The organism is Sorangium sp. So ce362, assembly GCF_051519845.1.
Lineage (GTDB): Bacteria > Myxococcota_A > Polyangia > Polyangiales > Polyangiaceae > Sorangium.
On sequence record NZ_CP150332.1, the window covers coordinates 11,340,231 to 11,361,867 of the forward strand.

Genomic DNA, 21,637 nt, shown 5'->3' on the forward strand with positions numbered 1-21,637 from the left:
CATTTCCTGGACGGCCCGGTCCATTTCCTGGATGGCGCCGCGAACGTCCTGGACAGCATGGCGCCCTCGCCGCCGCCGCATTCTTGCTCTCCTCGGCGTTTCCGGTCGAGCGCTCTTGCCGCTCGTCGCTTCCGCCTGTTAGCCAGGAAGGCTTGGGGAGAGGCACTCTCCCCAAGAACAATCCCTCGGCACATCAGGAGATTCCGATGCCCAAAGCGAAGACCGATCTGGACCTGTGGATGAACGAGGCGCTCGCCTCTCCGGATACCAACGAGCTCTCCCTCTCCGTGCCCCTTCATGTGCTGTTCGGTGAAGCGGTCGACGTCGCGAGGTTCCACAAGAGCTACTGGAAGCCGGAGGTGAAGGACGGGAAGGTGGTGCGCCGCGGCCTCGAGATGGCGGCGAGCAAGAAGAAGAACGGGAACGCCCTGACCGCGAAGACCGGCGAGGAGATCCTCTCGCTCCAGCGCGCTGCCGTGGAGGCGGGCACGCGTTACCTGCTCGCCGTGGACCCGAAGAAGGCGAGCCCCTTCGAGCGCGGGCAGGTCGTCCTCGACGAGATCACCGCGACGCTCGAGTGGCTGTTCGACGATGGCGTCGAGGACGCGAACGACGCGAGGCTCACCAGGCTCGGACAGGCCCACGCGGGCGACCCCGCCACCGCCGACGCGCTCGCGCTGGCCCTGGACGACTATGCCGCCCTCGCAGCGCCCCACCGCGAGGCGATGGACGGCCTCGGCGGGTTCGACGTGGCCATGCTCGACGAGGCCAAGGAACTCGCGGCCGGGCTCCGGGCGCACCCCACCCAGAGCGCTGGGCTCGGCGAAAAGGCGCGCGAGGCGCTCGTCCTCCGCAACAAGGTGATCGGGCTCCTGAACGCGCGGATGGCGACGGTGCGCGCGGCGGCGCGGTTCGTGTTCCGGGACCGGCCGGACATCGTGCGCGAGGTGACCAGCGCCTATGGGCGGCGGCGCCGGGCCGAGTCTGCGCGCCGGGCGAAGAAGAAGGCCGACGCGCCGCTGCCTCTTGTAAGCCCGATCTGAAGCGGCCGTAGCCCGCCGTCCCGCCCCGCGCCGCGTTCCTTCACCCAATGCACCGAGGACGGCGTCCCGAGATGGGATGTGTTCTGCCCGATCCTCATCGATACGCGATGGACTCGCCTTGAACGGCCTGTAAGTTGGCCCGCGCGAAGGGGGCCAGTCCGGATTGATCCCGACCTTCAGGGGTTCGTTATGCGGTTCGCGCTCAGGCAATGGTCACGTTGGCCCAGAGCGAGCTCACATGAAGGCGTGAAGGCAGGAAGATCCTTGGTCTCTTCTTCCTGCTTCCTGCCTTCACGCCTTCATGTTCAAATCGGACCCCTACCCTCCGACCGGCGGTAGCTAGGTCCCCTCGTTCTGCGAGGCGCGGGCCCTCCTTGACGCTCGTCCCATCCTCCTCCACCCTCGTGGCGGATGTTCCGCGTCCGGCGACCCCACCGTAACCGCAGCGCGATCCTTCGCTGGATCTGCGCCGCGCTCTCGGTGTTCCTCGTCGTCGGTCTCCTGGCTCAGGGACATACCCTCCAGGCGCTCGGCGTGGCGATCGCTTGCGAGCACCCGATGCTCGAGTCGTCCTCCGCCCATGACGCGGACGACGGGCATCCGGACAGCTCGCACGACGACTGTCCGCCCAGCTGCAACGACTGCGCTTGTGGCCGCATCCCCATGACGCTGTCCCTGGAGGAGGTGCTGCCCTACCTCCTCCTCGAGGCGTACGAGATCGCCGCATCGACGCCGCCCGAAATGCCTGGGCGCTGCCCCACCTGCCGCCTCGAACGGCCGCCCCGACGCCCGCGCGCTTGAGGCGCCCGCGTCAGGCATCGCATCCACGAGCACGGCAACCGCGCTCGGGTGCGTGAGCGCCCTCGCGCCACGCCGCCCCGCGCTCGGCCCCCTCGCGCGATCCTGACCGGGCACAACCGCGGTTCTTCGCGCGAGCGCTCCACGCGCTCGAGGGCTGCCCGTCCATGCTCCATCCCTGCGTGCGTCGTCCGTTCGTCGCCTCCTCGATCGCCCTTTGCCTCCTGCTCCTCCTGCTGCTCGCGCCTGCGGCGGCGCGCGCCGCGGATCCGCCCCTCACCCGCGCCCGCGTCGCCGACCTCGCCCGCGCAGCGCCGAGCGCGCGCGTGGCCACGGCCGAGGCCGGCGTCTCCCGCGCCGCGACCTCGGCGGCCGGCGTGCTCTCGCTCGAGAACCCCGTGCTCACGGGGATGGGCGGCGTCCGGCTCAACCCCGACGGGAGCAAGCCGGCGGCCGCTGAAGCGTCCCTCGAGTGGCCGATCGAGCTCGGCGGTCAACGAGGCGGGCGCATCACCGCGGCGAAGGCCGAGCAGCGCGCCGCCGAGATCCACGCCGAGGACGGCCGGCGCCGCGTCCTGCTCGCCGCCCTGCTCCAGCACGCCCTCGTGCTCCGGGACGAGCGGCAGGTGCAGCTCGCCCGCGCGCGCGTCGCCCTCGCAGAGCGGCTCCACGCCGCGGCGGAGCGCCAGCGCAGGGCGGGCGAGGTGCCGGAGGTCGACGTCGCCCTGGCGCTGCTCCAGAAAGGACGCGACGTCGCAGCGGCGAAGGCGGCGGAAGGCACGCGGGACGCCGACAGGGCCGCGCTCCTCGCCCTGCTCGGCCTCACCTCGCCGGGCGCGCAGCGCCTCCCGGTGGAGGGGCCGCTCGTGCCTCCCGGCGAACCGCCGGCGCTCGCGTCGAGCCTCGGCGAGGTCGAGCGGCGCCCCGATGTCGGCGCCGCCGAGGCGTCGCTCGATGCCGCGCGCGCCAAGGCGGAGCGAGAGCGCTCGGCCAGGTGGCCGACCGTCAGCGTCATCGCCCAGGTCGAGCACGACGACGGCGCGAACATCGGCATGCTCGGCCTCGCGGTCCCGCTGCCGATCCTCAACGCCAACCGGGCCGGCGCCGCGACGGCCGCCGCGGAGATCGATGTCGCCCGGGCGCACGCCGACGCCGCGCGGGCCGGCGCCGTGGGCCAGATTCACCAGCTGTACGCGCGCTACCGGGCGACGAAGGAGGCCCTCCAGGCCCTCGCACCGACCGCCACCCTCATGGAGCAGGCGGCCGCGATCTCGGCGCGAGGGTACGAGCTCGGCGAGAAGGATCTCGCGAGCGTCCTCCTGGTGCGCCGCGAGGTCATCGAGACCGAGGCGGCGCTGCTGGAAGCCGAGCACGCCCACGCGGCGGCCAAGATCGAGCTCCTTGTCGCGGCGGGGAGGGCGCTCCGATGAGCGCTCCCCAGCGGAAGATCGAGCTCTCGCCGAAGGCGGTCGCCGTGATCGCTGCCGCGGTGCTGGCGCTCGTCGTCGCGGCCGTCGCCCTCACGGTGCTCATCGAGCATCGACGCCACGGGCACGAGGCCGGCCACGGAGACGAGGACGGGCACCACCACGGCGAAGGCGAGGGCCACGCCCACGGCGAAGGCGAGGCCCACGCCCACGGCGAAGGCGAGGACCACGCCCACGGCGAAGGCGAGGACCACGCCCACGGCGAGGACCACGCCCACGGCGAGGGCAAAGGGCCCGCGCACGAGGCCGGGGAAGTGCACGCCCACGGCAGCGGCAGGGTCGAGCTCTCGCCCGCGATGATCCAGAACGCCGGGCTGGAGATCCTCACCGCCGGGCCGGGCAAGGTCGCCGTGACGGTCACGCTGCCCGGCGAGGTGGCGCTCAACGCCGAGGCCATCGCGCACGTCACGCCCCGGGTGCCGGGGACGGCGCGGGAGGTGAAGAAGCAGCTCGGCGACACGGTGAAGCGCGGAGAGGTGCTCGCCGTGCTCGACAGCCGCGAGCTGGCCGAGCTCCAGCGCGAGCTCCTGGCGGCCAAGGAGCGCCTCTCCCTCGCCGAGACGAGCTTCACGCGCCACGAGGCGCTCTGGAAAGAGCGGATCTCGGCCGAAAAGGAGTACCTGGCGGCCAAGCAGGCGGTCGCCGAGGCGCGGATCGAGCACCGGAGCGCCGCCCATAAGCTCAGCGCCACCGCGGGCTCCGGCGCGACCCGGGGCACCGGCTACGCGCTGGTCGCCCCGATGGACGGCACCATCATCGAGAAGCACATCGCCATCGGCGAGGTCCTCAAGGAGGACACCCAGGTCTTCGTCATCGCCGACCTGTCCACGATCTGGGTCAACGTCACCGTCTACGCCAAGGATCTCAGCCGCGTGCAGGTCGGCCAGACGGCCTGGGTCAAGGCCGAGGGGATCGAGCAAGCCGCGCAGGGCACGCTGGCGTACCTGGGGCAGGTCGTCGACGAGCAGAACCGCTCCGCGGTGGCCCGCGTCATCCTCCAGAGCCCGGGCGCAGCCTGGCGCCCCGGGCTCTTCGCGACCGCCGACATCGCCGTCGAGGAGGTGGCCGCGCCGGTCGTCATCTCGGACGAGGCGATCCAGCGGATCGAGGGCAGGGAGGTCGCCTTCGTCGAGCAGCACGGCGGCTTCGAGGTCCGCCCGGTGAAGATCGGACGCCGGGGCATGAGATCGCCGGGGTCCGGGGCGAAGGGCGCCGACAGGCGACCCGGAGCCCCGAGCGTCGAACCGGGGTCCGGGGCGAAGGGCGCCGACGGGCGACCCGGAGCCCCGAGCGTCGAACCGGGGTCCGGGGCGAAGGGCGCCGACAGGCGACCCGGAGCCCCGAGCGTCGAGGACGCGCCGGTCGTCGAGATCCTGGCGGGGGTCGCCGCCGGCGAGCGCTACGCCGGCAAGAACAGCTTCATTCTCAAGGCGGAGCTCGGCAAGTCCGAAGCCGGCCACCAGCACTGAGGAGCGCGACGGCCCCATGCTCACCTTGCTCTCGCGGCTCCTTGCGCTCTCGGTGCGCCATCGCTTCCTCGTCGTCGCCCTCACGATCGCGGTCGGCGCGCTCGGGGCCTACAACTTCACGCGCCTGCCGATCGACGCGGTCCCGGACATCACCAACGTCCAGGTGCAGATCAACACCTCGGTGAAGGCGCTCTCCCCCGTGGAGGTCGAGCGTCAGATCACCTTCCCCATCGAGTGGGCCATGGGCGGGATCCCGGGCGTCCAGCAGGTGCGCTCGCTCTCCCGCTACGGGCTCTCCCAGGTGACGGTGATCTTCGAGGACGACACCGACATCTACTGGGCCAGGCAGCTCGTGGCCGAGCGCCTCGGCGCCGCGAAGGAGAGCCTGCCGCCGGGGCTCGGCGAGCCGCAGCTCGGCCCGATCGCGACCGGCCTCGGCGAGATCTACATGTGGACGCTCGAGGCCGCGCCGGACGCCCGGCGGCCCGACGGGCAGCCGTACGACCTGACCGATCTACGCACGATCCAGGACTGGATCGTGCGGCCCCAGATCCGGACCGTGCCAGGGGTCACCGAGGTCAACTCGATCGGCGGCTATGAGCGGCTCTACCAGGTCTCGCCGGACCCGGCGAAGCTCGTCGGCTACGGGCTCTCGTTCCGCGACGTGCTCGAGGCGCTCGCGGCCAACAACGCCAACGCGGGCGGCGGGTACATCGAGCACAAGGGCGAGCAGTACCTCGTCCGCGCCACGGGCCTCGTGCAGAGCGAGGACGACATCCGGGGCATCATCGTCGGCGACCACGGCGAGGTGCCGATCCGGATCGAGGACGTCGCCGAGGTCGGCGTCGGCCGGGAGCTGCGCACGGGGGCGGCGACCGAGGACGGCGAGGAAGCGGTCATCGGCACGGCCATCATGCTCGTCGGGGAGAACGGCCGCGCCGTCTCCAGGCGCGTGGACGAGCAGATGAAGGCGGTCAACAAGTCCCTGCCCGAGGGCGTGACGGTCAAGACCATCTACGACCGCACCTACCTCGTCGACGCCACCCTGAGCACCGTGCGAGACAGCCTGCTCGAAGGGGCCGCGCTGGTCGTCGTGGTGCTCTTTCTCCTGCTCGGGAACCTCCGGGCCGCGCTGATCGCCGCGCTGGCGATCCCGTTCTCGATGCTGATCGCCGTCACAGGCATGGTCGAGGGCAAGATCAGCGGCAACCTGATGAGCCTCGGCGCCATCGACTTCGGGCTCATCGTCGACGGCTCGGTGATCATCGTCGAGAACTGCGTGCGGCGCTTCGCCGAGGAGCAGCGCCGGCTCGGGCGCGTGCTCACCCGGGACGAGCGGCTCGGCCTCGCCTACGACGCGTCCCAGGAGGTCCGCCAGGCGACGATCTTCGGTGAGCTCATCATCGCGATCGTCTACCTGCCCATCCTCACGCTGACGGGCATCGAGGGGAAGATGTTCCGGCCCATGGCGCAGACCGTCGTCCTGGCGCTCGCGGGGGCGACGATCCTGTCGATGACGTTCGTCCCGGCGCTCGTGGCGCTGCTCCTCACGGGCAGGGTGTCGGAGCAGGAGAACTTCCTCTTCCACCACGCGAAGCGCGCCTACGGCCGGGTGCTCGCCTGGGCGCTCTCCCACAAGCCGTTCGTCGTCGCCGCCGCAGGCGTCGTCCTCGTCGCCTCCGGCCTGGTCGCCGCGGGGCTCGGCCGCGAGTTCGCGCCCAAGCTGAGCGAGGGCGCGCTCGCGCTCCAGCCGGCCCGCATCCCCTCGATCAGCCTCACGACGAGCGTGGCGATGCAGGCGCAGCTCGAGCGCCTGCTCAAGGAGCGGTTCCCGGACGAGATCGAGCACATCTTCGCCCGCACCGGGACGGCCGAGGTCGCGACCGATCCGATGGGCCCGAACGTCTCCGACACCTACCTGATGCTGAGGCCCCGGAGCGGATGGACGAAGGCGGCGACGCAGGAGGAGCTCGCCGAGGCCATCGAGGAGGTGATCCGGGAGCTGCCGGGGCAAAACTACGAGTTCAGCCAGCCGATCGAGCTCCGGTTCAACGAGCTCATCAGCGGCGTGCGGAGCGACGTCGCGATCAAGGTCTTCGGCGACGACCTCGAGGTGATGCTGAAAGAGGCGAGCAAGATCGGCGCCCTCCTGCGGGCGACGCCGGGCGCGGCCGACGTCAAGGTGGAGCAGGTCACGGGCTTGCCGGTGCTGACCATCGACGTGGATCGGCGCATGGCGGCGCGCTACGGGCTCAACGTCGCCGACGTGCAGGCGGTCGTCGAGGCCGCGATCGGCGGCGTGAGCGCCGGCGAGGTCTTCGAGGGCGACAAGCGCTTCGATCTCGTGCTCCGGCTCCCTGACGTCATCCGCCGCGACATCGGGGCGCTCGAGCGCCTCCCGATCCCGCTCCGGCGCAAGCAGGAGCACGCGCCCGGCCCGAGCGGTCCGACCCTCGCCGCGGCGGCGCGGGCGCCCGACCGGGCGGCGTTCGTGCCGCTCGGCGCGGTGGCGAACCTCCGCGTGGAAGAGGGCCCCAACCAGGTCAGCCGGGAGAGCGGCAAGCGCCGCGTCGTCGTCCAGTGCAACGTGCGCGGCCGCGACCTCGGCGGCTTCGTCGCCGACGCCGAGGAGCGGATCGACGCCGAGATCAAGCTCCCGCCGGGCTACTGGATGTCCTGGGGCGGCCAGTTCGAGAACCTGCTCGCCGCCGAGCGGCGCCTGGCCGTGGTGGTCCCGCTGGCGCTCGGGCTGATCTTCGGCCTGCTCTTCGTCTCCGTCGGGACGCTCGGCAATGCCGCCCTGATCTTCACCGGCGTCCCGCTGGCGCTCACCGGCGGCATCCTCGCGCTGTGGGGCCGCGGGCTCCCGATCTCGATCTCGGCGGCCGTGGGCTTCATCGCGCTCTCGGGGGTCGCGGTGCTGAACGGGCTCGTGATGGTGACGTTCATCGAGAACATGCGGCAGCGCGGCGAGGCGCTCGACGACGCCGTGCTCCACGGCTCGATCGCGCGGCTCCGCCCCGTGCTCATGACGGCGCTCGTCGCGGCGCTCGGCTTCGTCCCGATGGCGCTCGCCACCGGCACCGGCTCCGAGGTGCAGCGCCCGCTGGCGACGGTCGTCATCGGCGGGATCCTCTCCTCCACCACGCTCACGCTGGTCGTCCTGCCGGTCCTCTACCGGCTGACGCATCGACAGGGAGCGCCGAGGGCGCCCGCGGACGCGGGGACGGGCTCGGCGGGATGAGAGGACCGCGCGCATCGAGGCGCGACGCGATGACGGGCGCTCAGCTCGCCAGGGGCAGCGAGAAGTGGATCGTCGTCCCCTGGCCCGGGGTGCTCTCGACCGCCACGGTCCCGTGGTGCGCCTCGACGATGCCGCGCGCGATGTACAGGCCGAGCCCCGCGCCGGTGCGCGACTCCTGCGCGGCCTTCCAGTAGCGATCGAAGAGGTGCGGCTGATGCTCGGGCGGGATGCCCGGGCCCGTGTCGACCACGGAGAAGCGCGCGAGATCGCCGACCCGGCAGAGCGACACGCTCACCACGCCGCCCTTCGGCGTGAACTTCAGCGCGTTGCCGAGCAGGTTCGAGAAGACCTGCAGCACCCGATCCCGGTCGGCGAGGACCTCCAGGCCCGCGTCGAGCGGCCCCTGCGTCACCCGGCAGCCCTTCGCCTCGGCGAGCGACGCGGCGGCCTCGAGCGCCTCGCGGACGAGCGCCCCGCCCCGCTCCACCCGCGGCGACACAACGAGCCGCCCCGCCTCGATGCGCGACGCGTCGAGCAGATCCTCGATGAGCCGCGTCATGCGCTGGATCCCGCGGTCCATCCGGTCGACGAGCTGGACGGCGTCGTCCTCCTCGCCGTCCTTCCGCTGGAGCAGATCGCTCCGCAGCAGCGACGCCGTGATCGCGATCGTGTTGAGCGGGTTCCGGAGGTCGTGCGACACGATCGCGAGCAGGTCGTCCCGGGCGCGCGTCGCGGCCTGCGCCTCGTTGTACAGCCGCGCGTTCTCGAGGGCGACGGACGCCGACTGCGCGAGCTGGGTGAGCAGCACCTCGTCGCTCTCCACGAACGGCCCGTCGCGCCGGTCGAGCAGCTGGAGGCTCCCGATGCACTGGCCGTCCCGCCCGCGCAGCGGCGCCGCGACGAGCGAGCGCGGGTAGAGCTCCGCCGGCGCGCGCGACAGCACGTCGGCGCACGTGGGATCGCCCGCGATCTCGTCGCCCGTCAGCCGGACGCTCGCGCTCCTCCGCTCGATCAGGCCGCACGCGGTCTCGCGGATGCTGTCGCGGTCCTCCCGCGCGGCGTACTCCTCGGACATCGAGAGGCCCGTCAAAGGACGCTGCTCCACGCCCCGCGAGGCCAGCCGCGCGACCGCCACGTTCGCGTCGAGCAGCGCGCGCGCCTCCTCGGTGGTGCGCTGGATCAGCTCGTTCAGCGAGAGCGACCGGTGGATGCGCAGCGTCGCCTCGGTGAGCTGCGCGAGCTGGTTCGCGTGGCGAGCGAGCGCCCGCCGCGCCTCGTCCTCGCGGCGCTCCGCCTCGTTCAGCCGGAGGACGTAGCGCAGGCTCTGCACCAGCCGCTCGGGCGTCAGCAGGTTCTTCGGCACGTAGTCCGCCGCCCCCCGCTTCATCAGATCGACCGCCAGCGACTCGTCGCCCTGCCCGGTCAGCATGATGAACGGCGCCGTGAGCTTCGCCTTGCGCGCCGCCTCGATCACCGTGAGCCCGTCGCCCCCGGGCAGGTAGAAATCGAGGAGCACACAGTCGATCTGCTGCTCGTACAGCACCGCGAGCGCCGAATCGACGGAATCGGCCTCCCTGATCTCGGCGTCGACGCGGCCGATCCGCAGCGCGCGCAAGATCGCGAACCGATCGACCGTGTCGTCGTCGACCACGAGGAGACGAACCGACCTATGGCTCAAGGCATCTCCACGAGCGTCCAGTACCGGTTCAGCGCCGTCATGAGCTCGACAAAGCTCAGAAAAGTCACCGGCTTCAGCAGGTAGCCGGCGACGTTCAGATCGTACGCGTCCACCTTGTCGCGATCGTCGTTCGAGGTGGTCAGCACGACGACAGGCGTCGCCCTCAGCGCCGCGTCGGACCGGAGCTCCCGGAGAAACTCGATGCCGTTCATCCTGGGCATATTCAGGTCGAGCAGGATGAGGCGCCGGTCTCTGGGCACCTGGGTGCCGCGCAGCAGGTCGAGCCCCTCCACCCCGTCGCCCGCGACCCAGAGCGGGTTCGTGATCTTGCCCCTCTCGAACGCTCTCCGCACGTTCATCACGTCGACGGTGTCGTCCTCTACCAGGATAATATTCAGGATTTTACCGTCCATCCTCGTCCTCGTTGAGGGGCAAAGCGCTGGCCCGTCGATAGCATACGAGAGCAACGCTGCACGTGCGCGGGGTGATGGCGACGGAGCTGGAGGCCGGCTCACTCGTTTCCGGGGGACGGAGAAACCGCAACCGGCCTGCTTCGCGCGGCTGACATTAACGTGGGCCTACGGCGCCGGGAAGAGCCGAGTGGAGATAGCGTGGGCTCGGGTGCCCCATGACGGCCGCCCGCGCCGGACGGCGCGCTCGCACGTGCCATGGGCCGCGCCCCGGGAGGCGCTACGGCCAGCTGCCGCGGGGGCCCGCGCGGCCGACGAGGTGCGCTACCGCCGTCACCAGGCTGCTCGGCTCGATGGGCTTGGCCAGGTGCATCTGGAAGCCGGCGGCGATCGCCTGACGGCGGTCCTCCATGCGCGTGTACGCGGTGAGCGCGAGCGCCGGCAGGCCGCTCGCGGGGACCTCGGCCCCCAGCGCGCGCAGCCGCCGCATCATCGCGTAACCGTCCTCGCCCGGCATGCCGATGTCGCTCACGAGCACGTCGAACTCCTCCGCGCGGAGCGCCTCGAGCGCCTCGCAGGCCGAGGCCGCCTCGCTCACCGAGGCCCCGGCGCGCACGAAGATGATGCCGAGCAGCTCGCGCGCGTCGGTCTCGTCGTCGACCACGAGCACCCGGATGCCCTCGAGCAAGCGGCGCGCGGCGCCCCCCGGCGCGTCGCTGTCCCGGTGCTGCGGGGACGGCAGCGACGCGTGCGCCTCGGCGCGGATCGGCAGCTGCACCCGGAAGCGCGCGCCCTTGCCCTCTCCGTCGCTCGCCGCGCTCACGCTGCCGCCCTGGGCCTCCGCCAGGTGCCGCACGATGGCCAGGCCGAGCCCCAGGCCGCCGTGGGCCCGGGTCACCCCCCCGTCCGCCTGACGGAACCGCTCGAACAGGAACGGCAGGAAGCTCGTCGGGATCCCCTCGCCGTTGTCCTCCACCTCGACCTCGAGCATGGCGTCGACGCGCCGGGCAATGGCCCGCACCTGCCCCCCCGAGGGCGTGAACTTCACCGCGTTCGTGAGCAGGTTCCACACGATCTGCTGGAGCCGATTGGCGTCGCCGAGGAAGATGCCCACGTCCTCGACGACCCAGGCGTTGACCGTGACGCCCTTCGCCAGCGCCGCCGGTCGCACGAGATCGAGCGCCGTGGCGAGCACCTGCCGCACGTCGACCGGGTCGGTGCGGAGCTGCAGCTTCCCCGCGATGATCGTCGAGGCGTCGAGGACGTCCTCGATGAGCTGCGACTGCGCCTTCGCGTTGCGCTCGATCGTGGCGAGCCCCCGCTCGAGCGACTCGGTGTCCACCTCGCCCGTCCGGAGGATCCGCGCCCAGCCCAGGATCGACTGGAGCGGCGTCCTGAGCTCGTGCGACACCGTCGCGAGGAACTCGTCCTTGAGCTTGTTCAGCTGCTCGGCGTGCTGGCGCGCCTTCTGCTCCTGCTCGAGGAGCTGGGCGCGCTCGGCCTCCGAGCGCTTCTGCTCGGTGATGTCGTGGAACGAGACGCCCACCCCGTCGCCCAGGGCGACGGCGATGGCGCGGAACGTCTGCGGCGCCCCTTCATGCGCGCAGAAGAGCTCGATCCGGGCAGCCTCCCCGGTCTCCACCACGTGCGCGTACGTGTCAAAGGCGCTCGCGAGCGAGCTGCCCGTCATCTCCACCAGCATTCGCTTGCCCTCGAGATCCTTGCCGCGGCCGCCGACGATGGGCCCGGTGGCGGGGTTCACGTAGACCCACTCGAAATCGGAGATCGCGCCGGACGCGTCGCGCACGCTGCGCAGGATCATGAACCCGTCGGGCGACGCCTCCTTCACCGTGCGGAACCTCGCCTCGCTCGCCCGCAGCGCCTGCTCGATCGACTTCCGCTCCGTGATGTCGGTCGCCGTGCAGGTGATGCCGACGATCTCGCCCGCGTCGTCGGTCAGCGGCTCGATCGAGATGTCGAGGTGCTGCGTGCGCCCGCCGGCGTGCAGGGCGATCTCGCGCCGCTGGCCGACGCCGCTGGACAGCACCTCGCGCTTCGCCCGGTCGAGCGCCCTCGCGGCGTCCGGGTCCTCCAGCACCTCCGCGTCGGTCTTCCCGAGCACCTCGCGCTCCGACTTGCCGAACGAGTTGTGCATCCACGTGTAGCGGAGGTCCCGGTCCTGGTTGAACACCATGACCGGCGACCCCCGGAGCGCCTTGCGGAAGCGCTCCTCGTTCACGCGGAGCGCCTGCTCCGCGCGCAGGCGCTGGGTCACGCTCTGCTGGAGCTCGAGCGCGAGGCGCTCCGCCTTGCGGCGCGCGGCGATCTGCTCGGTCACCTCGAACGCCGTCGCCACGACGCCCTCCACGGCGCCGCTCACGTCGTGGACCGGATTGCACAGGACGTTGTACAGCCGCTCCACCACCTCGCCGGTCCAGTGCATGAGCCGCAGCGGGATCTCGCTCGCCACGCTCGGCGAGCCGCTCGCCATGACGGCCTCGAGCTGCGCGTGCAGCGCCTGCCCGCGGAGCTCCGGGACCGCCTCGACGAGCGGCTTGCCGAGCAGATCGTCGCGGCCGACCATCTGGCAGAAGAGCGGGTTCGCGAGCTCGAACACGAGATCGGCGCCCTTGAGGAGACAGATCGGCGCGGGCGCCTGGGCGAGCAGCGAGCCGCTCCTGCCCCGCTCGAGCTCGGTGCGCTTGCGCTCGGTCTCGAGCGCCGCCAGCTGGAGCCGGGTGTGCTCGCTGACCGCCTGGGCGATCCCCGCATCCACGCGCTCGGAGAGCGCCTCGACCTCGCTCAGGCTCGGCGTGATCCCCGCCTCCTGGAGCTCGCGGAGGATGGATCGCCGGAGAACGCCATATTCGCGGACCATCACGTTCAGGTTGAACCCGTTCTCCCAGCGCATCTCCCCGTGCTCGCGCGCGGCCTCGTCGCTGCCGCTGGTGGACGCCCCCATCTCCAGGCTGGCGGCCACCTCGTCGAGGAAGCTCGGTAGCGAGTTGATGATCAGGGGCTTCGGCATGTCGCGCACCGCCGAGCTTCGCCTGCGCAGCTCGCCGACGAACCGCTCGATGATGGCCTCGCGGCGGGTCCTGATGAGCGTGGAGAGCGGGATCGTCATGGTCGGGTCGTTCGCGGCGTGGGGCCCATCCCGGCAGACATCGCCGTCAGGGGCCCGGGCGACCAGCGGGGAGCGGCCCTGGGTGACCTGGGACGCGGGTGGCGTCAGCGAGCACGACATATTCGGCGAGCTGGCCGAGCGCCACAAGGCGCCCCGCCAGCGCAGCCCGCGCGGCGACGGGCAGGCGACCGCCGCCTTCATGGGACAGCCGCCCGCGGTCCTCCGTCGAGGTCGGCCTCGACACGGGTGTTGAGCCGAGCCCGATTTTCCACGCACGCGCACAAGCCAAGGCGCGAGCAAGCGCTGTGCCGAGCTCGGACGGCCGGTGTTCGCGGTGATGTGCGGCGCGCGCTGTCACGAACGAGGCAATATGCCGCAGCTCCTCCGTCCGCTCCGGCCGCGCGACGGCGCCTGAAGCGGGCTGTGGGGCGTCGGGGGGATCCGCCGTCTTGAACGACGCGTTGGTCGACATGAGACATCGCGGCACGGCGGCTGCAACACCGCTGGTTCGAGACCCTGGAACATCAACTCACCCGATCTGGAGGTTATCATGCTCAATTGGAGTGTTGCGTTCTTCATCGTCGCGATCATCGCAGCCATCTTCGGTTTCGGCGGCATCGCCGCGAGCGCCGCGTCGGTGGCGAAGCTGCTCTTCGTGATCTTTCTCGTCCTGGCGGTCGTCTCCCTCGCGCTCGGCCGCCGCGCCCCGACCTGACGCCCCTGTGTCATCGATGTCGGCCTGCGCGCGCCCGGAGCGCACGATCGGGGCGATATGTCTCGCCGGGGGCGGGCGATCTCCGCGGTTCTGCGTGGCACGCCGGTCGCAACAGGCCCTGGCGAGACCCATCAGGGCGCCGGGAGATCGATCCCGGGCAGCTTCGATGGGGCTTTTCATGTCGTGATGTCGTGCCGGGCTGTTGCCCGGGCGCAAGGTCGGGCCAGAGCGGCAGACCGGAGGAGATCATCATGCTGACCGTCCGTACATTCCTTCCTATCGCCATCGTCATGAGCGTCTTCGCGGGCTGCGAGTCCCCCTCAGACGCGCAAGCCAAGGCCGAGCGCGCGCAGCGCGAGGCGGAGCAGAAGGCGGCGGAGGTCGCCGTCGACCTCGACAAGAAGGTCGCCGAGATCGACCAGCGGGCCGGGCGGGAGACCGACAACGCGCTCCGGGAGGCCGCGGAGAAGCTCAACAACGCTGCCCTGGAGGCCCGGGAGAAGACCGTGGACGCGCAGGCGGAGCTCCTGAAGGCGCGGGAGGACGTGCGCGCGTCCACGACGCGCAAGATCGAGGACCTGGAGAAGGACGTCTCCGAGCTTCGCGCCAGGGCCGAGAAGAAGCTGTCCAAGGACGACGTCGACACGATGGTGAGGGAGCTCCAGGACAAGTCGGAGGCCGTCCGCAGGAGCCTGCGCGACCTCGACGCCGCCACGAGCACGAACCTCGATCAGGTGAAGAAGGGCGTCGACCAGCGCGTGCAGGAGCTCGATCGCGCGATCCAGGAGGCGAAGCGGCGCGTCTGATCGCACCCCGCAGGCCTGACCCAGCAAGCTCAACACGAGGAGGACACGATGGATAACCAGAAGGCATCTCAGCAGAACCAGCCGGCGGACATCGAAGGCGAGGGCAACCCCACGGCCGATCGGCGTTACCGGGAAGGCGTGGAGAGGTCGGTGAAGGGCGGCAAGATCGAGGAGCACGCGGAGGAGGCCGCCCAGGCGCTGGATGGTCCCGAAGGCGACGAGCTGCGCGAAGCCCAGGAGGCGACGCGGCGCGGTCGACCCAGCTGATCCCGGCGAGCCAGCGATGATCCGCGAGCTCCGCTGCAACTCCTGTGGCCGCCGGTACATCTTCGTGTCGACGGCGGCCATTCCCTGCCGGGCCTGCGGCTCGGCCCTCGACGAGACGGAGCTCGAGCGTGGCGTCTACGAGCTCGCCTCGGACGACGCGCGGAGCGCCGCCTCGCCTGTCCCGTCGAGCCCGGCGGACACCATGGTCCCCGAGGATCTCGGCTACGGCGAGTCCCACGGGTACGGGCCCGCGCACGGCGGCCCGACTGGCCCCGGCGACGCGCCGGCGACCACCCCGTGAGCCCACCGGCCTCCCGCTGACCCCTGCAAACCACGATGACCCCGGGCTGCCCGGCCCGGGGGCGCGCCGCCGGGCGCGGGACCTGCCCGCGGAGCGTTGGATTGAAGGATGGGAGAGGAGGCTCGGCGAAGGGGCGCGCCGTCAGGCGTCAGGCCGCGGTCGCGGTGCGCTGGGCGGCGTGGCTCGAGCCGTGGGCGCGGCGGGAGTGGGCGATGAGCGCGTCAAACAGCTCCAGCATCTGCTGGCCGAGCCGCTCGTTCGTCTCCTCGCTCAGCTCCGCCTCGATCCACGGCAAGAGCTCCCGCTCCTCCTCGTCGATGTGGCGCAGGACGAGCTCCCTCAGGTTGGCGAGCTTGGCCTTGAAGCTCGGGTCCTCCGGCGCCGTGTTGACGACGCGCCGGATCTCGAACCGCGCGACCGTGTGCTCCTCGCAGGCCGCGCCGACGAGCTCCGGCTCGATCGCGAGCAGCTCCGGGAAGAGCACCACCTGCTCGGCGAGCATGTGCGCGAGCAGGTGCTTCGTGAGCTCGTCCGTCACCCGCCCGACATCGCCGATGCCCGAGATCGCCAGATCGAATAGCCTCTCGGCTTCGCGGTGCTGCCCCTTCAAGAGCTGTGTCGCTTTCATGCATTCTCCTCCCGGATACCGGACGTGGTATTGTTGTTTATCGAGGCGAAACAGGGACCTTGTTGTCCTCGCGCTGCGACCGGCTCAGGCCGCGGCGCGGGCCGCCAGGTGCGCGAGGCCGCGCAGCGGCTCGCCGCGGGGGCCCTCGAGCGAGAAGGTGACGGCGCCGCTGCCGCCGAGCAGCTCGCGCATCGTCAGCGACAGGCCCGCGAGCTCGTGAACCGCAGGGGCCTGCGCGTCCGAGCCGGGGCAGAGGACAACGCGCCTGACGCCGGGGAGCCCGCCGAGAACGGCGCGCATGAGCGAGGACCGGACCGTGAGCTTGTTCGCGGTCGAACCCGCGACGAACACAGCCGTGCTCACCGCGCCGAGGCGCCGGAGCTTCTCTTGCAACCGCGATTGAAACGTCGAGGGGGGCTCGTTGGGCAGCTGGACCACCGTCTCGACGTCGCGCGTCTGGGTGCTCAGCCAGGCGGCGCATTCGGTCCAGGGCGCGCCGGACTCAGCAACCAGCAGGCAGGTCTCTTCTCGGCGCTCGACCCTTCGCCCCCTCTTGTTCTTCATGAGACCCCCTCAAGCAACCCTCGTGCCGATTGGGCATATTCTGGATGCGCGCATGTCTGGGGCGCCAGATGTGACCTGTCGATGTGGAATTTCGCCTCTCACCGGCAACTCGGACGGAGTTGACAGATTGACAGAACCAGGGCAGTCGAGGTGCTCAGGCCAACGCTGGCACGCGGCGCCGGCGCGTGACCGATGGCAAAATAGGGGCTTATCGCCCCATCTCGCTCGGCGCGCGGGTGTCCGTCGCAGGGAAGACCGCGAATTCCATTTTCTCCGCGAACGCCCCTTCCCCGCGTCGCCCGACAGCGGTCCTGCGCCGCCCTGCGCGCGTGCGCCCGAGCTCGCTGCCGACCGCGGGCTTCGCGCGGCCTCGCGCGCGCGGCCGCCGCCTGCGCTGCATCTGCGCGGGACCCGATACGTACGTTTGTCGCGGCCGCGCCCGCCCTCGGAGCGGCGCCCCCCGCCGCGCCGCCTCCCCGCGCGCACCGGAGAGGCGCGCGATGTGCATCACCGGGCGACGTGCTGTCAGCCTGTGGAAATCCAGGCAGCGGGTAACCCGGCCGGGGACGGCGACCGAGGGTGGTGGGGTCATTTGAACATGAAGGCGGGAAGGCGGGAAGAAAATCATCAATGATCTTCCCGACTTCCCGCCTTCATGTGACATCTCTCTGGGCAAATGCCCCCACCACCCGACCGAGAGCGCGGCCGCTCTCGGTGAGCGCGCGGCGGAGGAGGGAGCGCATCGGCGCCGCGTCCACGAGGCGCCGTAGGCAAGGTTGAGGCAGGAAATCGCACCTGTGGCGAAACGTCACGCTCGAAACACCGGGGATAAGCGGCCTGGGCTTGATGGCGCGATGTCTCCGTGGCACGTTCCCTGCAACTGCAGGCAGCGGTCGACCTAGTGAAGCTGCCGGGGAAGGACACGCGATGAGCGGCAGGATACTCGTCGTCGATGACGACGAAGCGACGTGCGATCTGGTCGAAGCCCTCCTCAAGAGGCAGGAATTCTCGGTGGCGGCGCGCACCTCCGCCAAGAGCGCGCTGGAGCTCGTGAGCGATGACGACTTCGACGTCGTGTTGACCGACGTCGGCATGAGCGAGATGAGCGGCATCGAGCTGTGCGAGCGCATCCTCGGCGCCCGGCCCGACATGCTCGTCATCGTCATGACGGCGCTCGGGAGCATGGAGACGGCGATCTCCTCGATGCGCGCGGGGGCGTTCGATTTCGTCACGAAGCCGCTCGACGCGAACCTCCTCGGCCTGACGGTCTCGCGCGCCGTCCAGCACCGGCGCCTCCGGTCCGAGGTGAAGCGCCTGCGTGAGGCGGCCCACGACGTCCAGCAGACAAAGGGCCTCGTCGGGCGCAGCCCCGCGATGAAGCGCGTCTACGACCTCATCGGGCGCGTCGCGCGGAGCGACGCCTCGGTCCTCGTGCATGGCGAGACGGGCACCGGCAAGGAGCTCATCGCGCGGGCGATCCACGAGGCCAGCGGCCGCCCCGGCCCCTTCGTGGCCGTCAACTGCGCCGCGGTGCCCCAGGCGCTCCTCGAGAGCGAGCTCTTCGGCCACGCGCGCGGCGCCTTCACCGACGCGAAGACCCAGCGCACCGGCCTGTTCCTGGAGGCGAGCGGCGGCACCATCTTCCTCGACGAGATCGGCGAGATGCCGCTCGAGGTCCAGCCGAAGCTGCTGCGCGCGCTCCAGGAGCGGAAGGTGCGCCCGGTCGGCTCGAACGCCGAGATCCCCTTCGACGCGCGCATCGTGACGGCGACGAACCGCGACCTCGAGACCGAGGTGTACGAGAAGCGGTTCCGCGAGGACCTCTTCTACCGCGTCAACGTCGTGAAGATCGACCTGCCGCCCCTGCGCGAGCGCGGGACGGACGTGCTCCACCTCGCGATGCATTTCCTCGAGAAGTTCTCCTCCAGGAGCGGCAAGGGCGTGCTCTCCCTGTCGACGGCGGCCGCGGAGAAGCTCACCGGCTACAACTGGCCGGGCAACGTGCGCGAGCTCGAGAACAGCATCGAGCGCGCGGTGGCCCTCGCGCGCTTCGAGCAGATCACGGTCGAGGACCTGCCGGACAAGGTCCAGGCCTACCGGCCCGACCGCTTCGTCGTCGCCGTCGACGAGCCGGCGGAGATCATGACGATGGACGAGCTCGAGAAGCGCTACATCAAGCGCGTGCTCGCGCTCGTCGGCGGCAACAAGTCGCGCGCCGCCCAGATGCTCGGGTTCGACCGGCGCACGCTGTACCGCAAGCTGGAGCGCTACGGGGAGCAGGATGGTCTGGGCGGAGACGAAGGCCCGGACAAGGACAAGGCTGCCTCTTCGCCGGGGTCGGCGAGCTCGTCGCTGAGCTGAGTTGAGGCGCGAGGTAAGGCGGAAGGAATGACGGAAAAGGCGCTCTCCGAGTCGGTCGACAAGCTGTTCGCGCGCACGGGGCACGACGTTCGAGGGCCGGCGGGCGTCGTGGCCGGCGCCCTCGACGAGCTGGAGCGCGCCCTCGGGGGCGAGACAACGGCCCGGAACGCGGCGTTCTTCACCATGGCGCGCCGGGGGGTGCGCCGCCTGCTGCGCCTCGCCGACCGCTACACCGCCGCGTCGGAGCTGTCGCGGCGGCTGGACGCCCCGATGCACGCGCTCGACCTCGAGGCGCTCGTCCGCCAGGCCGTCTCGGAGGCGTCGTTCGTCTATGGCAGGCGCCAGGTCACGGTGGCGCTCGACCTCGCGCCCCTGCGCGGCTCCGCGCACCCGGCCTCGATGACCGTGGCGCTCGCGGACGCGCTCATGCTCGCCCTGCGCGCCGCCCGCGCGCGGGTCGCCGTCGAGCTCTCGGCCCACGGCGACAAGGCGCGGGTGGTGCTCACGAGCGACGCGGACACGCCCTCGGTCGAGGAGCTCTTCCAGGCCTCGCTCTCGCCGGACGCGGACCCGTTCGACGAGGGCGCGCTGCCCGTCCGCGTGATCGACGGCGTGCTCAGGGCGCACGGCGGCACGGCGCGGGTCGAGCGCGCGGGCGCGGAGACGCGGATCACCCTGGAATGGCCGCTGAACGAGGCGGGCGCCCGATGAGCGAGGAGCTGCCGCAGGTCCTCGTGCTGGACGACGACGACGACACGGCGTCGCTGCTCGGCATGGCGCTCCGCCGCCGGGGCTTCCGCGTGCTCGTGGCGAGCTCGTGCGAGGAGGGGCGCGCGATGCTCTCCGAGCACCCCGTCGACGCCCTGGTGACGGACGTGTCGCTGCCGGACGGCAGCGGCCTCGATCTCCTCGCGTCGCTCGCGAGCAAGCCGCGCGCGCTGGTCGTGGTGAGCGGCTTCGGCGGCGACGACGACCGCGAGAAGAGCCGGGCGGCCGGGGCGCACGTGCACCTGGTCAAGCCGGTCGACGTGACCCGGCTCGTGTCGACGCTCAACGAGCTGCTCGGCCGGCCGGGCTGAGCGCGCGCTCAGCCGTCGTTCACTTGTCGACGGACGCGTAGAACGAGACGCCCCGCCGGTTCTCGTCGAGGCGCAGCGGGTGCTGCAGCGCCGGCAGCGCCCGCTGGGCGCAGTCGAGGCGCTCGCAGGTCCGGCACGTGACGCCGACAGGGACGGCCGCGCCGACGTTGTCGAGGTCGATCCCGTCGGCGTAGACGAGCTCGCGGGCGTAGCGCACGTCGCAGCCCATGCCGATCGACTGCACCGTGTGGGGGACGTGGTAGCCGCCGCGGTCGCTGCGCACGGTGCGCGCGATGCAGAAATAGACCGCGCCGTCGGGCATCTGAGAGAGCTGGATCCGGATCATGCCGGGGGTCATCAGGGCGGCGTGCACGTTCCAGCGGGGGCACGCGCCGCTGAACCGCGCGAAGCGGATGCCGGAGCCGCTGAAGCGCTTCGAGATGTTGCCCGCGATGTCGATGCGGACCATGTGCATCGGCACCCCCTCGGCGCCGGGGCGGCGGAGCGTCGTCAGCCGGTGGCACACCTGCTCGAAGCTCGTGCCGAAGCGGTGCGCGAGGAGCTCGATGTCGTACCGCTCGGCGCGCGCCGCCTCCAGGAACGGCTGGTACGGCATGAGGATCGCGGCGGCGAAGTAGTTGGCCAGCGCGACGCGCGCGAGCGCGCGGGACTCGGGGGTCGTGAGGTTCTCGTCGCGCAGGATGCGGTCGATCGCTGCCGACTGGGTGAGCAGCCCGAGCTGGTGCGCGAGCTGGAACCGGCGGCTCCGGGGCGGCAGCACCTCCGAGATGCTGAGCACGCGCCTGTCGGGGTCGTAGCGCCGCATCGCCTGGCGCTCGTCGGCGACCCGCACGATGCGCACCTCGATGCCGCGCGTCGCGTGAAGGTACCGGACGAGGCCGCGGTAAACGTCGTCCGCGTCGAGCTCCGCCTCGCGCCAGAGCGCCTCGGCGCCCTCCTCGATCTCCGGGAAGTGGTTCATCCGGCGCTGGATCAGGTCGCTCACCTCCTCGGACGGCAGGCGCGAGTTGTCGACCGCGACGAACCCGTCCCCCGCCAGCCGCTCCCCCAGCGTGTCCAGCGATTCCCGGGTCGTCGCGTATGTGCGGTAGAGCGTGAGCACCGCGCGCGCGACGTTCGGTGACGTCGCGACGAGCTCGCGCAGATCGGCGTTCGTCAGCCCGTGGCTCTCGAAGATGGGATCGCCGAACACCTCGTGGAGATCGGCTGTCAGCCGTACGTCCTCTTCCGACGCGAAGTTCTGGAGGTCGAGCTGGAATATCTGGGCCAACCGGATGAGAAGTGGGGCGGTCAACGGACGCCGGTTGTTCTCTATCAAGTTCAGATAACTCGCCGAGACACCCAGGCGCTCCGCCAGATCGACCTGCGTCATGTGCTCGCGACGCCGGAGCGCACGGACCTTGGCTCCGAGAAGAGGTGCATCGGCCATGAGAACCCTCCCGAACGTAGCTGTGACTACTGAACGGACATGTAGGCGCGGCGCGCTGCCGTCAGAAATTTACAATAGTTTACACATTGACTGGCTGTAAAGGCCTTTCGTCGACATCGTTATCCGCCTGCATTTCAAAGCGAAGTTGACGTTGAAACCCATTCGACAAACATAGGTTCCTTGTAACGACGCGCAGCGTTGCAGGAGATG

The 21,637-nt window shown here is 71.0% G+C and carries 18 protein-coding genes; 12 read left to right on the forward strand and 6 right to left on the reverse strand.

Going from position 1 to position 21,637, the window contains the following annotated elements:
* Positions 1-206: 206 nt before the first annotated feature.
* From WMF17_RS43450 to WMF17_RS43470, 5 genes are all read left to right on the forward strand, one after another.
* Positions 207-1,043 (forward strand): hypothetical protein, encoded by an 837-nt coding sequence (locus WMF17_RS43450; RefSeq protein WP_437646776.1) that lies wholly within the window; start codon positions 207-209, stop codon positions 1,041-1,043.
* 411 nt (positions 1,044-1,454) lie between these two features.
* On the forward strand, positions 1,455-1,844 hold the full coding sequence (locus WMF17_RS43455) for a hypothetical protein (RefSeq protein ID WP_437646778.1): 390 nt from the start codon (positions 1,455-1,457) through the stop codon (positions 1,842-1,844).
* A gap of 164 nt (positions 1,845-2,008) precedes the next feature.
* Positions 2,009-3,271 carry a TolC family protein gene (locus tag WMF17_RS43460; RefSeq protein WP_437599438.1) on the forward strand — a complete coding sequence of 421 codons (1,263 nt, stop codon included), beginning with the start codon at positions 2,009-2,011 and terminating at the stop codon, positions 3,269-3,271.
* The gene (locus WMF17_RS43465) at positions 3,268-4,797 is read left to right on the forward strand and encodes an efflux RND transporter periplasmic adaptor subunit (protein WP_437646780.1); all 1,530 of its coding nucleotides are present in this window, start codon (positions 3,268-3,270) and stop codon (positions 4,795-4,797) included. The genes WMF17_RS43460 and WMF17_RS43465 overlap by 4 nt, the downstream gene beginning before the upstream one ends.
* Before the next feature lie 16 nt (positions 4,798-4,813).
* Entirely contained in the window at positions 4,814-8,041 is a 3,228-nt protein-coding gene (locus WMF17_RS43470) for an efflux RND transporter permease subunit (RefSeq protein ID WP_437646782.1), read from the forward strand.
* Positions 8,042-8,081: 40 nt separating this feature from the next.
* Here WMF17_RS43470 and WMF17_RS43475 read toward each other — a convergent pair whose 3' ends face one another.
* The 3 genes from WMF17_RS43475 to WMF17_RS43485 all read right to left on the reverse strand — a co-directional run bounded on the left by WMF17_RS43475 (position 8,082) and on the right by WMF17_RS43485 (position 13,256).
* Positions 8,082-9,719, reverse strand: coding sequence for an ATP-binding protein (locus WMF17_RS43475; protein WP_437599441.1), 1,638 nt, complete (start codon positions 9,717-9,719; stop codon positions 8,082-8,084).
* Complete coding sequence (locus WMF17_RS43480) at positions 9,716-10,132, reverse strand: response regulator (RefSeq protein ID WP_437599442.1); 417 nt, start codon at positions 10,130-10,132, stop codon at positions 9,716-9,718. The genes WMF17_RS43475 and WMF17_RS43480 overlap by 4 nt, the downstream gene beginning before the upstream one ends.
* Positions 10,133-10,409: 277 nt before the next feature.
* A complete protein-coding gene (locus WMF17_RS43485) occupies positions 10,410-13,256 on the reverse strand; it encodes a hybrid sensor histidine kinase/response regulator (RefSeq protein WP_437646784.1) in 2,847 nt (948 codons plus the stop codon).
* A gap of 550 nt (positions 13,257-13,806) precedes the next feature.
* Here WMF17_RS43485 and WMF17_RS43490 point away from each other — a divergent pair.
* From WMF17_RS43490 to WMF17_RS43505, 4 genes are all read left to right on the forward strand, one after another.
* Positions 13,807-13,971 (forward strand): DUF1328 domain-containing protein, encoded by a 165-nt coding sequence (locus tag WMF17_RS43490; protein WP_437646786.1) that lies wholly within the window; start codon positions 13,807-13,809, stop codon positions 13,969-13,971.
* A gap of 251 nt (positions 13,972-14,222) precedes the next feature.
* Positions 14,223-14,777: a hypothetical protein gene (locus tag WMF17_RS43495; RefSeq protein WP_437599444.1), complete on the forward strand. Its 555-nt coding sequence runs from the start codon at positions 14,223-14,225 to the stop codon at positions 14,775-14,777.
* Positions 14,778-14,825: 48 nt separating this feature from the next.
* Positions 14,826-15,044: a hypothetical protein gene (locus WMF17_RS43500; RefSeq protein ID WP_437599445.1), complete on the forward strand. Its 219-nt coding sequence runs from the start codon at positions 14,826-14,828 to the stop codon at positions 15,042-15,044.
* Between the two features lie 16 nt (positions 15,045-15,060).
* Positions 15,061-15,345, forward strand: coding sequence for a hypothetical protein (locus tag WMF17_RS43505; RefSeq protein WP_437646788.1), 285 nt, complete (start codon positions 15,061-15,063; stop codon positions 15,343-15,345).
* Between the two features lie 148 nt (positions 15,346-15,493).
* Here WMF17_RS43505 and WMF17_RS43510 read toward each other — a convergent pair whose 3' ends face one another.
* Both WMF17_RS43510 and WMF17_RS43515 read right to left on the reverse strand, forming a co-directional pair.
* On the reverse strand, positions 15,494-15,973 hold the full coding sequence (locus WMF17_RS43510; RefSeq protein WP_437599447.1) for a hemerythrin domain-containing protein: 480 nt from the start codon (positions 15,971-15,973) through the stop codon (positions 15,494-15,496).
* 84 nt (positions 15,974-16,057) lie between these two features.
* Positions 16,058-16,537, reverse strand: a complete 480-nt coding sequence (locus WMF17_RS43515) for a hypothetical protein (protein ID WP_437646790.1) — start codon at positions 16,535-16,537, stop codon at positions 16,058-16,060.
* 927 nt (positions 16,538-17,464) lie between these two features.
* Here WMF17_RS43515 and WMF17_RS43520 point away from each other — a divergent pair.
* From WMF17_RS43520 to WMF17_RS43530, 3 genes are read left to right on the forward strand one after another with little or no spacing between them, the layout of a single operon-like run.
* The gene (locus WMF17_RS43520; protein ID WP_437599449.1) at positions 17,465-18,898 is read left to right on the forward strand and encodes a sigma-54-dependent transcriptional regulator; all 1,434 of its coding nucleotides are present in this window, start codon (positions 17,465-17,467) and stop codon (positions 18,896-18,898) included.
* Positions 18,899-18,925: 27 nt separating this feature from the next.
* Positions 18,926-19,609, forward strand: a complete 684-nt coding sequence (locus WMF17_RS43525; RefSeq protein ID WP_437646792.1) for a histidine kinase — start codon at positions 18,926-18,928, stop codon at positions 19,607-19,609.
* Entirely contained in the window at positions 19,606-19,977 is a 372-nt protein-coding gene (locus WMF17_RS43530) for a response regulator (protein WP_437646794.1), read from the forward strand. Before WMF17_RS43525 ends, WMF17_RS43530 begins: the two co-directional genes overlap by 4 nt.
* Positions 19,978-19,996: 19 nt before the next feature.
* Here WMF17_RS43530 and WMF17_RS43535 read toward each other — a convergent pair whose 3' ends face one another.
* Positions 19,997-21,427 carry a helix-turn-helix domain-containing protein gene (locus tag WMF17_RS43535; protein ID WP_437646795.1) on the reverse strand — a complete coding sequence of 477 codons (1,431 nt, stop codon included), beginning with the start codon at positions 21,425-21,427 and terminating at the stop codon, positions 19,997-19,999.
* Between the last annotated feature and the right edge of the window lie 210 nt (positions 21,428-21,637).

Coding starts and splice junctions, on each gene's coding strand:
- WMF17_RS43490 (WP_437646786.1), top strand. CDS start 13,807: ATGCTCAATTGGAGTGTTGCGTTCTTCATCGTCGCGATCATCGCAGCC.
- WMF17_RS43480 (WP_437599442.1), bottom strand. CDS start 10,132: ATGGACGGTAAAATCCTGAATATTATCCTGGTAGAGGACGACACCGTC.
- WMF17_RS43515 (WP_437646790.1), bottom strand. CDS start 16,537: ATGAAGAACAAGAGGGGGCGAAGGGTCGAGCGCCGAGAAGAGACCTGC.
- WMF17_RS43455 (WP_437646778.1), top strand. CDS start 1,455: ATGTTCCGCGTCCGGCGACCCCACCGTAACCGCAGCGCGATCCTTCGC.
- WMF17_RS43460 (WP_437599438.1), top strand. CDS start 2,009: ATGCTCCATCCCTGCGTGCGTCGTCCGTTCGTCGCCTCCTCGATCGCC.
- WMF17_RS43485 (WP_437646784.1), bottom strand. CDS start 13,256: ATGACGATCCCGCTCTCCACGCTCATCAGGACCCGCCGCGAGGCCATC.
- WMF17_RS43510 (WP_437599447.1), bottom strand. CDS start 15,973: ATGAAAGCGACACAGCTCTTGAAGGGGCAGCACCGCGAAGCCGAGAGG.
- WMF17_RS43535 (WP_437646795.1), bottom strand. CDS start 21,427: ATGGCCGATGCACCTCTTCTCGGAGCCAAGGTCCGTGCGCTCCGGCGT.
- WMF17_RS43530 (WP_437646794.1), top strand. CDS start 19,606: ATGAGCGAGGAGCTGCCGCAGGTCCTCGTGCTGGACGACGACGACGAC.
- WMF17_RS43465 (WP_437646780.1), top strand. CDS start 3,268: ATGAGCGCTCCCCAGCGGAAGATCGAGCTCTCGCCGAAGGCGGTCGCC.
- WMF17_RS43525 (WP_437646792.1), top strand. CDS start 18,926: ATGACGGAAAAGGCGCTCTCCGAGTCGGTCGACAAGCTGTTCGCGCGC.
- WMF17_RS43500 (WP_437599445.1), top strand. CDS start 14,826: ATGGATAACCAGAAGGCATCTCAGCAGAACCAGCCGGCGGACATCGAA.
- WMF17_RS43505 (WP_437646788.1), top strand. CDS start 15,061: ATGATCCGCGAGCTCCGCTGCAACTCCTGTGGCCGCCGGTACATCTTC.
- WMF17_RS43495 (WP_437599444.1), top strand. CDS start 14,223: ATGCTGACCGTCCGTACATTCCTTCCTATCGCCATCGTCATGAGCGTC.
- WMF17_RS43470 (WP_437646782.1), top strand. CDS start 4,814: ATGCTCACCTTGCTCTCGCGGCTCCTTGCGCTCTCGGTGCGCCATCGC.
- WMF17_RS43520 (WP_437599449.1), top strand. CDS start 17,465: ATGAGCGGCAGGATACTCGTCGTCGATGACGACGAAGCGACGTGCGAT.
- WMF17_RS43450 (WP_437646776.1), top strand. CDS start 207: ATGCCCAAAGCGAAGACCGATCTGGACCTGTGGATGAACGAGGCGCTC.